This is a genomic window from Lachnoclostridium phytofermentans, assembly GCF_000733755.1.
GTDB classification, from domain to species: domain Bacteria; phylum Bacillota; class Clostridia; order Lachnospirales; family Lachnospiraceae; genus Lachnoclostridium; species Lachnoclostridium phytofermentans_A.
This window is the reverse complement of sequence record NZ_JPOF01000003.1, coordinates 946073-958225: the sequence shown is the minus strand read 5'-3', so window position 1 is coordinate 958225 and position 12153 is coordinate 946073. Positions and strand designations below refer to the sequence as shown.

Here is a 12153-nt window from a genome sequence, read left to right as displayed (position 1 = left end):
ATTATAGATGATAAAGAATAAAGTAAAAGCTAAATTAACCAAAGAAGAAAGAATTAAAAATCATATCCGTAGGGCGATGTTTCTTTGTCTTATGATATCTCTCGGTATACTATTTGCGCAATTTATTGATAAGCGCTTTAGCGATAGTGTAAAACGTGGTATGGACATTGCCTTCGTAATCTTGTGGGCAGCTATGACGATAGAAGGAGTTATTCGTATTCTTCGTATTAGTAAGAAATCAGGATTTAGAGAATATCTTAAGTTTGATAAAGCGGAATTTCTATATCTGATAGGATCAGCAGTGATAGTTCCAGCTTCCTTATTTGTACCAAGCTTTCTTGGGTTTCGATTTATCTGTATCTTGAAGTTACCGAATGTGCTTCGTAGATATAACGATGAGAATGTATTTCAGATTATAGCAAAAGGAATAGCAGTATTATTAATACTTTTCTTTATCGTACCTTTTTTGAATGTATTTGCGAATGCACTATCTGCACCAGGGCAAGTTATAAATGTAGTTCCAAAAAACATTGATCTATTCGCGATTAAGTATGTTCTTGCAGACAAGGCATTTCTACGATCCTTTGGAAACTCAATCTTCATCACCTTAGTAGGAACCTTAATCTCTGTAGTTTCTATGGCGATGGCAGCTTATCCACTTTCTAAGCCACATATGCCACTTAGAAAAACTATGATGATGTTCTTTATGATTGTAATGCTTTTCTCTGGTGGTATTGCACCAAATATTTTACTTATGAATTCACTTGGCCTGATGGATACCATATGGGCATTAATCTTACCATCAGTCGTTATGGTTTATTATTTAATGTTATTAAAAGGTTTCTATGAAAGTATTCCGGCAGAATTAGAAGAATCTGCGAAGTTAGATGGTGCAAATAATTTTAGTATTCTTTTTAAGATCATTATACCAATTGCTTCTCCTATGATTGCAACAGTATCCTTCTTTACTGCAATCTCCTACTGGAACAACATTAACAATTCTATTCTTTATGTAACCAATAACAAGTCCATCTATCCGGTTCCTATGTACATTAAAAACTTCCTTGGTCAAAATCCAATGGAGGTTGCTATGAACAATCCGACGTTATTAACCTATTGGGATGGAATTAAGATGAGTTATATATTAATGTCAATTGTACCGATTGCTATAGCGTATCCATTTATCTTTAAATATTTAAAGAATGATGTGTCAGCAGGTGCTGTAAAGGGTTAACTAAGAAGCTTGCTATAACAGCGAACAAAGAGTAAAAGTATTAGAGTATTAAAATATTCACAGCAAATAGGTGCCTGCGTAATACTTAGCGAAAATAATATGCACAAAACGCAGGAATGGAGGTAAGTATGAAGTATGATATTGCAATTATTGGTGGCAGTTTAGGTGGTGTTCAAGCTGCAATCAGTGCAGCTAAGCAAAATAAAAAGGTTTATCTGTGTGAGGAAACAGACTGGATAGGTGGTCAATTAACTTCACAGGCAGTGCCACCAGATGAACATCCATGGATTGAGGAATTTGGTGCCACAAAGCGCTATTTGGACTTCCGTAAAGCAGTGCGTGACCATTATCGCAGTATTCCAGAATTTAAAGAAGAAATTAGACAAAAGGAGTGTTTCTGTCCAGGTAATTCTTGGGTATCCCGTGTTGCTCACGAGCCTAAAGTAGCACTGAAGTTATTGGAAGACATGATTTCAGAGTATCAAAAGGATGGTCGACTAATTCTTGATTATAATACAGTAGCAGAAGGCAGTACCGTAGAAAACGATACCATAAAAAGAGTTACAGTTAGGAACCTTCTAACAAAGGAAGAAAAGGTAATTGAAGCAGAGTATTTTCTTGATGCCACGGATTGCGGCGATTTGCTACCAATCGTTGGTGCAGAATATCGTACTGGAGCAGAAAGTAAAGAGTTAACAGGAGAGTTTCATGCTCCAGAGGTTGGAGATCCTTATGATATGCAGCCAATTACTTGGGTAGCAGCTCTTGAGTTAAATCCAGATGGAGATTATAAGATCGAAAAACCCGAGAAGTATGATTACTTTGCTAGTTTAGGAGTACCATACGATGACAATCTATTATTTAGCTGGTATAATGCGGATGCTCATACAAGGAAGAAGACATTTTTACCAATGTTTGATGGAGAGTATGAAGGATATCCGCTAGGACTTTGGAGTTATCGAAGAATTATTGATACAGCAAATTATACAGATGGAAGAAAAGAAGTTACTTTATTTAACTGGCCACAGAATGATTTTGCATTAGGGAATGTTTTCGAGGATAAGGATGCAAAAGAGAATTTAGAATTAGCAAGACAGCAAACGCTTTGTGCAGTTTATTGGCTACAAAATGAAGCACCTAGGGTAGATGGTGGTAAGGGGTATCCAGTAAAGCTTCGTCCAGACATTATGGGGACTGAGGATGGATTAGCGAAAGCGGCTTATATTCGAGAGTCCAGGAGAATTGTAGCAAAGAAAACAATCTGTGAGCAGGATGTTAGTAAGCGAAGCAATGAGCTTCCACCAAAACTAGAAGATTCTGTAGGTGTTGGGCATTATGCAATCGATATCCATATGACAACGAAGTCACATAGCTTTTTATATGATGCTACGTATCCATTTGAGATACCATTATCCTCAATGATACCAGTTCGTATTAAAAATCTGTTACCAGCTTGTAAAAATATTGGATCTACTCACTTAACAAGTGGATGCTATCGCTTACATCCAGTGGAATGGAATGTTGGTGAGGTAGCAGGTTATGCAGCAGCATATTGTATTGACCATAAGGTTACGTTTGAAGAATTACTGACTACTGAGTTAAAGACATTCCAAGAGGAACTTGAGAGTGAGGGTGTACAACTTCATTGGGATTTTAGTAAGATGCAAGTGTGAAAAGAAAGTCAAAGTCAGTAAAATATACTGACTAAGAATTTCTAATTTCACACAGAAGTTTGTGCCTGCGTCGTCCTCGGCACAAACTTCCAGCCTACTAAACTGACATGTTTTTAAGTGTGAAAAGAAAGTCAAAGTCAGTAAAATACACTGACTAAGAATTTCTAATTTCACACAGGAGTTTGCGCCTGCGTCGTCCTCGGCACAAATTATTATGCGCAGTGTTTATGTGCAGGAATGAGGTAAATATGGAAAATACAAAGAAGGTAGTCTTATTACCACTGGATGAGCGACCATGTAACTTTAAATTTCCTTATCAGATTTTTCACAGTGATGATTTTTTAATTGATAGGATAGAACCGTTAGGAGATAAGAAGATACCGGCAGATGTGAATGAGGTATCTCGGATGCTAGAAGAAAAATGCAAAGACGCAGATATTGCGGTACTAGCAATGGATACTTTACTTTATGGCGGGCTAATTCCATCCAGACTTCACCATTTTAACAAAGCTGAGGTTATGGAACGCCTTAATCTGCTTCGTGAAATCAAAAAATTAAATCAGAAGTTAAAAATATATGCGTTCCAATGTATCATGCGTTGTCCTAAATATTCAAGCAGTGATGAAGAACCAGATTATTATGAATATTGTGGAGAACAGATACATCAATTAGGTAATGTCATTCACAAGGAAAGTTTAGGGATTACAAGTGAATATAAGAAAGAAGTACTCCTCTCTCAGATTAAGAAAGAAGATTTAGAAGATTATGAAAGCCGTAGAGAGTTTAATCTTTCATTTAATCTCGAGGTGTTAAAGCTTGCGAAAGAAGGAGTTTTAGAATATTTAATAATACCGCAGGATGATTCGGCTCCCTATGGATATACTGCAATGGACCAAATCTTAGTGCGTAAAGAAGTGTTAGCAAATTGTTTATCAGATAAAGTTATTATTTATCCTGGAGCAGATGAGATAGAGATGACCTTACTATCTCGTGCTATGAATGAGGTTAGGGGAAAACGCCCGAAAGTATATGTAAAATATGCTTCCGTTTTTGCACCTTATCAAACTCCTGCTTATGAGGATAGATCTCTTGGAGAGACCGTCAGATATCATATTATGGCAGCTTCCTGTATCCAGGTGGATAGTGTTTTAGAAGCAGACTTTGTACTTGCTTTATCTGCACCAGGGGGAAAGATGTTGGAGGCTGTAAATCAGCCAGCTGCCAATACAGATTATGATGTAGAACGTAATCTTACGGAATTTGCGTATGCAATTGATACCTTTTGTTCCGAAGGGAAACCAGTTACGATTGGTGATAATGCTTATGCCAACGGAAGTGATCTAGAACTTATTGCAATTCTTAATCAAAAAGAGTTATTATTAAAGGTAGCAGGATATGCTGGCTGGAATACCTCATCGAATACGATAGGTACGGCGCTAGCAGAAGGCGTTAAGTATCTCTATTATGGAAGCAATAAGGAACATAAGGAGTTTTTACTTCTTCGTTATTTAGAAGATGCAGGTTACTGTGGATTCATTAGAAAAGAAATCACCGAGAAAGAATTGCCCGCATTAGGAATGACATATTTTGATATCAAAGAACAGCAAGGTGCCGTTAGTGAACTGGTGAAGAAGTATCTGCAACATTTCGCAGATACCAAACTTACTTCAATCGCAAAACATATTCAGATTGAGGAAGTTAAGATGCCATGGCGCCGCATGTTTGAGACAGACATTACGGTATCATATCGATAAAATCTTGGGAGGCTTACTATGAAACAGTACAAAGAGGTACTTGACCAAATAAAAGGGGGCTTGGTGGTGTCCTGTCAGGCATTATCAACAGAACCCTTATATAGTTCTTATATTATGAGTAGAATGGCATATGCTGCGCAGCTCGGTGGAGCTGTCGGCATTCGTGCCAATACACCGGAGGATATAATAGAAATAAAAAAGACCGTGAATCTTCCTGTCATCGGTTTGTATAAGCAGGTATTTGAAGACAGTGATGTCTACATAACACCAACGATGGAGGCTGTTCGTGATATTGTAGCTGCTAACGCAGAGATTATTGCAATCGATGCAACAGACCGCCTACGCCCATATGGAATTTCTTTGGATGACTTCTTTAAGGAAGTAAGAGAAAAGTATCCAAATCAATTGTTTATGGCAGATTGTGCTACTTATGAAGAGGCAATCCACGCGAGTGAGATAGGGTTTGATTTGGTTGGAACAACCCTTTGTGGTTATACAGAACAGACAAAAGGCGTGGAAATACCGAACTTTAAAATGTTGCAAAAACTCGCAAAGGATAGTAAAATTCCGGTAATAGCAGAAGGGGGCATTTGGTCTCCAGATCAATTAAAACAGGCCATGGAATGTGGGGTACATGCAGCTGTTGTAGGTACTGCAATTACTAGGCCAATGGATATTACAAAACGTTATGTACAAGCAATCCAAAAATAAGGGGAGGTACTTATGGCAGAGGGAATATTTGCAAGAATTGAAGGTTCCTATTCAAAATTTACAAAATCAGAGAAAATAGTAGCTGATTTTGTCTTTGAGAATCCGGAGAAGGTATTATATACATCAATTACAGATTTGGCTGAGGTATGTGGTGTTGGGGACACTACAGTATTTCGTTTTTGTAAAGCACTTAAATTAAATGGTTATCAGGAGTTTAAGATGTTTTTAGCGCAGGATCTAGCGGTGAGAACAGGCTCCGATTATACCATTAATGGCTCGATTAGTCAGGATGATGATATTCAAACCATCTGCAAAAAAGCACTGGCAGTCGATATCGCTGCGCTAACGGAAACCTATGAGGGCTTAAATTTTGAAGCTGTTACAAAAGTAGTGGATATGATATCTGGAGCGAACAAAATACAATTTTTTGGTTTGGGATCTTCTGGCGTTATTGCGTTAGAAGCGAAGATGAAGTTTATGAGAATTCTTCCAAACGTAGAACATATTGCAGACTGCCATATGCAGTTTATGTCTGCTGCACTGTTATCAAGCCGTGATCTAGCAATTATTTTTTCTTATTCTGGTTCTACGAAGGATTCGATAGAAATCGCCAATATTGCTAAATCCAATGGCTGTAAGGTAGTTAGCATAACAAGGTATGTAAACTCTCATCTTGCAAATATATCCGATGTTGTCATCCCATGTGGTTCGAATGAAGGACCATTAGATGGAGGCGCGTCTTCTACCTCCATGGTACAATTCTATATTTTGGATATTTTGTATTTATTATATTTTACAAAGCATTATCATCAATCAAAATTAAATAAAGCGAAGACGACAGAATCCATATCATCTAAGATTTTGTAGCCTAGAATGGGATATTAGAAACAAGGATACCATTCCTATGTGTGCCACACAGGTTTCGAAAGAATCGTCCAAAGGTGTTACGTGGTCAATCATCCGCAAATTTTATTCGTGGGAAAGAATCTGGAATAAAATCAGGTATTATACTTGGCTGAACCTCTTATGGAACTTCTTAACGAAGCCTGATTTTGTTGCGTTTAATTATAAAGAAAAGGTTATGTTATCAGTAAAAATATGCAGAAGAGTATTCAAGGAGACCAGGTTCGCATGGATGATCCAATCAAAAGAAGAATATAAGAAAGCAAAAGATTCGTTTGATTATTTTATCTTTGATAGTGTGACACTAGATATTTTTACTGAGTAATGATTCTAGATAGAGGTAGTTAATTTAAGAAAGAGTAAGGGAGTATAATTACTCCTCTACTCATCGATTGAAAATTCACAAAGTGTGCTTTGGAATGGAGGCAAAATGAAAGAATGTCAGGTTCATATCGAAGGTTTGTGTATAGAAACCGCATTTGTATATGATTTCACAAGTCATGGAGAATTATTCCCGATTGATTATGTTAATATAGAAGAGAAAGAAGAAATTAAAGATACGAAAGATCGTAGTCAGAAAGACATATTACATCTATTAACAACGAATCAATTAAGTAATATAACACTATCTACGTTATCGAATTCTCTATTGATTTGTATTGATGAGAATCAAGCGGTATCTGAAGCCGTATTTGTTATCGAGAATGAGGTTTATAGCACTGAACTTGGTTCCATTACGTCACTTGAGAAAATAAAGACTGCAAGTGCAGCTATGGTTGTATATCTGGAAGGTGAATTAACTTCCATTATGGATTCTTTGCGAAAGAAAGATAATAAGCTAGAGATAGAAGAAGGAACCAATCCTTTTGCAAAGCATATTTTTGATAGTTTCAAAAAAGGAGATGTCGTTCGCTATAAGTTAGGGGTGAACTATATTAATAATCAGGACCTCTCAACCCTTATAGCAAAACGTATGGATTCTACCAGTGTATTTCTTACCATGAGGACCAAAGAATATGCAACGGTGGAAGAGGATACCTTTTTACTGAAAGGAAGCTTAGAACATTTCCATAAGGATAAGAAATACGAGTTAAGAATCATGGTTGGAGATGGCAGAGAAGGGTCCTTTAAAGAAATAACAGTATCAGTTCCAAGTGATAGCTTTATAGCTTCTGTTCCATTAACACTTGGTGCAAATTATATCGATTGTACGTTGATAGAAGATGGCGAAGAGTTAGCAGATTCAAAACATACGCATATTGTTTTTTATAAACAGCCAAGTAATCAACCTAAAGAAGTTATAATGTGGGCGGAACAGTATGTAAATGCAGAGACAACCAATACGGTAGAAAAAATAGAAAGCTTAATTAAGACAGCAAAGGACGCTGGAATTACAGCGTTTGCACTTGATGTAAAAGGATGCGAAGGGTATGCAGCTTATAAGAAAGCTACCTTATCCAAAGCAAAGTATATGACTGAAACCACGAATCCAAAGAAAGCCATCCAGATGGAGATTGATTTCTTAGATGAGTTTGTAAAAGTAGCACATGCGAGTGGATTAAGGGTTTATGCAAGTTTTAACTTCTTTGTGGAAGGAAATATCGCAACGAATGATTTTGCTATTGATTTACCAAATACTCATCCGGATTGGGCAGAAGTACTTCATGTTCCTGAAGATCAAGGTGAATTAAAAAGTGTATTAGAAACCAAGAGAAATTGTATGTTGTGCTATGTAAATCCAGCAAATCAAGAGGTTCAAGACTTTGAACTATTGCGAGTGAAGGAACTGCTTGATCATTATGAAGTCGATGGTATCATCATGGATCGTACAAGATACGATAATCAATATGCTGATTTTAGTGAAGTTACCAGAATTCAGTTTGTAGAGTATCTTAAGAACAAAGGAAAAGAATTAGTTCAATGGCCAGGAGATATTTATTCCTTTGATTCAGAACAAAAGATGATATTTGGACCGCTATATTTAGAATGGCTCACCTTCAGAAGTAGTATTATTCAAGGCTTTGCAAAAAGATTAAGAGGATTAGTGGATGATTATGCAAAAGCTCAAGGCAGGCCAATCGCCTTAGCTGCCTATGTTGGGTCTTGGTTCGATTTATATTATCAGAATGGTGTGAACTGGGGAAGTAAAGATTTTCGATATAATGAGAGACTTAATTTCCCTGTTTCTAAACTTTATACAGAAGAATACAGTAAAACCAGTTATGTAGACTTTATTGATTTCTTAATGATTGGTTGTTACTATGAGACCTCTGAGATGATTGAAAAGTATACAACCATAGGAAATATTGTTACAAACCATCAAGTACCAATGATGGCATCGATGAGTCTACCACATCTTAATACCGAAGAGTTATTAAAAATCGGAACCAAAGCTTGTATTGATTATAGTGATGGAACAATGATTTTTGATTTGTGTTATACGGATTGGAAGACATTAAGACCTGCTTTAAAGGAAGCTTTGGTATAGAATAAACCCAAAAACAATCAATTAGAAAAACAGAATGCTAGAAGCACAAAAATACCCCATGACTTTGAAATCACATCATATCATTAGTGATGGGGTATTTTTGTTTTACAGATAGGTATTCCTCTAGTAGGAGCAACAGATAAGTTGCTATTTTATTTCGGTATTACTCTTACCCATTCTTCACAATAAAACATGCCATCATCGGTTTGATAATAGAGTTCCATTTCATAACCATCCAATTTCTGATAATTTGCAGTCGGAAGCCATTCTGTGTATACTCGCTTAACTAGACCTTGAAGGATGGTTGAAGTTTGTTCTTGTGTATGCTTTTCGGTTTTAAACACAGCCCAGGTTGCTGCTGGCACATTGACCTTTCTATATCCTTTTGCATCGCTGTCGCTTGTAAAAGGAACAAAGAGCATGTAAGGATAGGAATCTCCTATTGTTTCATAGTAACTGCAGATTGCATTAATACAACAGGTAGTCTTCGTTGAATTTGCTAAACGCTCTAAGCTACCGTTTTTGGCACATTTCATCCAAAATTCTGGAATCTCTGACAAACCATTACCTTCCTTCGTATATATCATTCTCTCGATACCATATACCGAGAAATCATCCTTAGTTTCGATTCTGTAATCCATTGCTACATCTCCTTTTATGGTTAATTGAAAAGTGATGCGGGGAAAAGTTTTTAGCTCTTTGCCTTCTTTACGTGCTATTGATGGTGATATTCCATGTACTTCTTTAAAAGCACGAGTAAATGCTTCAGGCGATTCATAACCGTATTTCATAGCGATATCAATTACCTTTTCTTTACTGTTTTGTAATTCAAAAGCAGCTAGGGTTAAACGCCTCCTTCGGATATAATCGTGTATCGAAAAGTCTGTTATAATAGAAAATGTTCGTTGAAAATTTATAATGGATTGACACATAATCTTTGCCACGACATCAAAGTCGATAGATCCATTTAAATTTTCCTCTATATAGTCAATTGCTTTGTTTAAACGCTCATGCCACATCTTACCGCATCCCCCTTTCCAATATTAAGTTAGCAGATAAGAATAAGAAAATCCTTGCATAAAGCATACCAATGATGCTAGCAATTTTATTTTCTGGTATTACAGAAGTGTAAAATATAGGGGTTCGCCTATTCAATTAGAACTGGAAACGGAAACTATTTCTTTTAGTATTTGTGATCAAACAAAAAAAGAAAGAGGATTCGCTTATATCTAATGTTAACACAAAATTGCTCACTGCACTATTAATAATGAATCTGTTGATGGAATGTTTTGCTTTTTGAACAGGCATATTTATTCTTGACTTACCTCGATGACCTAGGTATAATATACCTAGATTATCAAGGTATAAAGGGAGGGATTCGATGAATATTGATAAGAATTTATTAAGTGGAAGCCATACATTATTGATTCTATCATTAATTAAAGAAGAAGAGATGTATGGATATCAAATGGTGGTAGAACTTGCGAATAAGTCTGAAAATGCATTTCAACTAAAAGAAGGAACACTTTACCCAATTCTTCACACGTTAGAGAAAGAAAAGTATGTAACGTCCCGTATGATGGAGGCAGAGAATGGAAGAAAGAGAAAGTATTACAAAATCACAGATAAGGGAATGAAATATCTAATAAAAAGAACTCAGGAGTGGGAGTATTTCGCCAAGAAAGTCAATCTTGTTGTATTAGGAGGCTAAATGAAAGAAAAGAGGAATGAAACAAACATTACAGACATCTATCATTGGAGCCACGAAGCGAGCAGATACATAAGATTTAAACCAGATAGAGAGCAGGTATACCAAGAATTACTTGCACATCTATTTGATAAAGCAAATGACTTTGAAAACGATGGCATGAAGCGTGAAGAAGCAATGAAATCAGCGATTGAAGCGATGGGAGATGCCACTGAGCTAGGGCTTATGATGAGAAAAATACATAGACCATACTTGGGTTATTTGTGGAGATTTACTCAGTTGCTTCTAGTGTTTTCTATTCTCTTAATATTTTTTGTCAGTAAACAGGTTGGCGGGATTGGAAATATGATAGAGGAGCTAAAGCCACAAAAGGATTATTGGGAAGAGAATCGTGATCAATATAATAATTATAATGAATATACGTTAATTGCTGATTTAACACCGACTTGTGAAGCAACTATAGAAGGTTATCAATTGTCTGTGCCAAACGTTCTTCATTGGAAGGTGGAATATGAGGTAGAAGATAAATTATATGGAGATGATGTTTTTAAGTTCATTTTAAAAGCCAAACATAGTCCTTTTTTGGATGCTCCGAGAGGAATCATAGAACGTCTGACAGCGATTGATAATCTAGGGAATTTTTATACAGATGTTAGAAGGTATGGAAGAGAACCTAGTATCGTGGGAAATCTTACAGTGGAGCGACTATTTAGCAGTCAGTTTGAGGTGTGGGTGAATAATTTAGCGCCAGAGGCAGAATGGATAGAACTGCAATATGATTTTTTAGGAAGAAGCTTTCGACTTCGAATACCAACAGTTGAGGGAGGTGACCTATGATTAAGTTACCAAGATTAAAGAGAAAGTGGCGTATCATCCGTAATTTAGTCCTGATATCACTCCTATTATTATTGTGTTTTATTGTTGTGGATTTCGCCAGTTTTTCTCCTGTGGATGCTTTTCGTAAGATGGAAAAAGCATATTTAAGCGGACCATCTGAAATCCTTGTGATTAGTGAAGATCCAAGCTCTTTTAATACAAAAATCGTTTTAGCAACTTATCAAGATTATATTCAAGTTGGAACTATTGATAAAAACTATCATTTGTGGAAAGGTAGGAACTTATTTAGTTACAAAAGCCATGGTGATATAACCGTGATTCCACACAATAGTTCAAGTTTTCACAATGCCTTGATTTTTGTAGCAACGAACATGAAAGAACCAATGAGGGCGGAACTATCAATTAATTTTGAATATATAGATCGTAACGAAAAAAAGGAAACGAATACATACACATATGAGGGAATAAGGGAAACAGATGGAGTATATTCTTTTCATATAGTGAATCAAAAAGAACCTAAGTTTGAATGGGAAAGAGATGACAATTTAGAGCATCTGATTTTTACCTTGGGACTAATAGCAGATTTTAGGACTAATATAATTGATAGCTATCCTATTCAGCTACGTTTTTATTCGGAAACTGGGGAAATTGTTTTGGAAGAAGATTTGGAGCTTAATTGGGAATATCTTTATGGAAAGTGAATATTTATCAATATGGGTATGGGCTTTGTGATCACAAATTCCTCGCTACCAAAAAACTACAAAGAATATTAGATGCTGGTATGGAAAGTTAAAAATTACGAGCATTTGGCTTAGCGGAAGTATTTTATTCCATTAAGGCTATTC

11 protein-coding genes are annotated in these 12153 nt (G+C 36.2%); 10 read left to right on the top strand and 1 reads right to left on the bottom strand.

Going from position 1 to position 12153, the window contains the following annotated elements; all coding sequences use genetic code 11:
• Nucleotides 1-7 precede the first annotated feature (7 nt).
• The 7 genes from CC92_RS0109530 (at nucleotide 8) to CC92_RS0109500 (ending at nucleotide 8763) form a co-directional block, all read left to right on the top strand.
• A complete protein-coding gene (locus CC92_RS0109530; RefSeq protein WP_029503115.1) occupies nucleotides 8-1234 on the top strand; it encodes a carbohydrate ABC transporter permease in 1227 nt (408 codons plus the stop codon).
• Between the two features lie 128 nt (nucleotides 1235-1362).
• On the top strand, nucleotides 1363-2907 hold the full coding sequence (locus CC92_RS0109525; RefSeq protein ID WP_081841869.1) for an FAD-dependent oxidoreductase: 1545 nt from the start codon (nucleotides 1363-1365) through the stop codon (nucleotides 2905-2907).
• 248 nt (nucleotides 2908-3155) lie between these two features.
• The gene (locus tag CC92_RS0109520) at nucleotides 3156-4661 is read left to right on the top strand and encodes a DUF4127 family protein (protein WP_029503118.1); all 1506 of its coding nucleotides are present in this window, start codon (nucleotides 3156-3158) and stop codon (nucleotides 4659-4661) included.
• Between the two features lie 18 nt (nucleotides 4662-4679).
• Complete coding sequence (locus tag CC92_RS0109515; protein ID WP_029503119.1) at nucleotides 4680-5372, top strand: N-acetylmannosamine-6-phosphate 2-epimerase; 693 nt, start codon at nucleotides 4680-4682, stop codon at nucleotides 5370-5372.
• A gap of 12 nt (nucleotides 5373-5384) precedes the next feature.
• Nucleotides 5385-6239 carry a MurR/RpiR family transcriptional regulator gene (locus CC92_RS0109510; RefSeq protein WP_029503120.1) on the top strand — a complete coding sequence of 285 codons (855 nt, stop codon included), beginning with the start codon at nucleotides 5385-5387 and terminating at the stop codon, nucleotides 6237-6239.
• Nucleotides 6240-6276: 37 nt separating this feature from the next.
• Nucleotides 6277-6600: a hypothetical protein gene (locus CC92_RS0109505; RefSeq protein WP_029503121.1), complete on the top strand. Its 324-nt coding sequence runs from the start codon at nucleotides 6277-6279 to the stop codon at nucleotides 6598-6600.
• Between the two features lie 105 nt (nucleotides 6601-6705).
• Nucleotides 6706-8763: an alpha amylase family protein gene (locus CC92_RS0109500; protein ID WP_051650732.1), complete on the top strand. Its 2058-nt coding sequence runs from the start codon at nucleotides 6706-6708 to the stop codon at nucleotides 8761-8763.
• Between the two features lie 152 nt (nucleotides 8764-8915).
• Here the strand turns inward: CC92_RS0109500 and CC92_RS0109495 are convergent, their stop codons facing one another.
• Nucleotides 8916-9782 carry an AraC family transcriptional regulator gene (locus tag CC92_RS0109495; RefSeq protein WP_029503123.1) on the bottom strand — a complete coding sequence of 289 codons (867 nt, stop codon included), beginning with the start codon at nucleotides 9780-9782 and terminating at the stop codon, nucleotides 8916-8918.
• A 362-nt stretch (nucleotides 9783-10144) separates the two neighbouring features.
• Here CC92_RS0109495 and CC92_RS0109490 point away from each other — a divergent pair, with 362 nt between their 5' ends.
• Genes CC92_RS0109490 through CC92_RS0109480 form a run of 3 tightly spaced genes read left to right on the top strand, consistent with a single transcriptional unit; the run spans nucleotide 10145 to nucleotide 12009 of the window.
• Nucleotides 10145-10474, top strand: a complete 330-nt coding sequence (locus CC92_RS0109490; RefSeq protein ID WP_029503124.1) for a PadR family transcriptional regulator — start codon at nucleotides 10145-10147, stop codon at nucleotides 10472-10474.
• Nucleotides 10475-11308 (top strand): permease prefix domain 1-containing protein, encoded by an 834-nt coding sequence (locus tag CC92_RS0109485; protein WP_029503125.1) that lies wholly within the window; start codon nucleotides 10475-10477, stop codon nucleotides 11306-11308.
• Nucleotides 11305-12009, top strand: a complete 705-nt coding sequence (locus CC92_RS0109480) for a hypothetical protein (RefSeq protein ID WP_029503126.1) — start codon at nucleotides 11305-11307, stop codon at nucleotides 12007-12009. The genes CC92_RS0109485 and CC92_RS0109480 overlap by 4 nt, the downstream gene beginning before the upstream one ends.
• The last annotated feature ends 144 nt before the right edge of the window (nucleotides 12010-12153 follow it).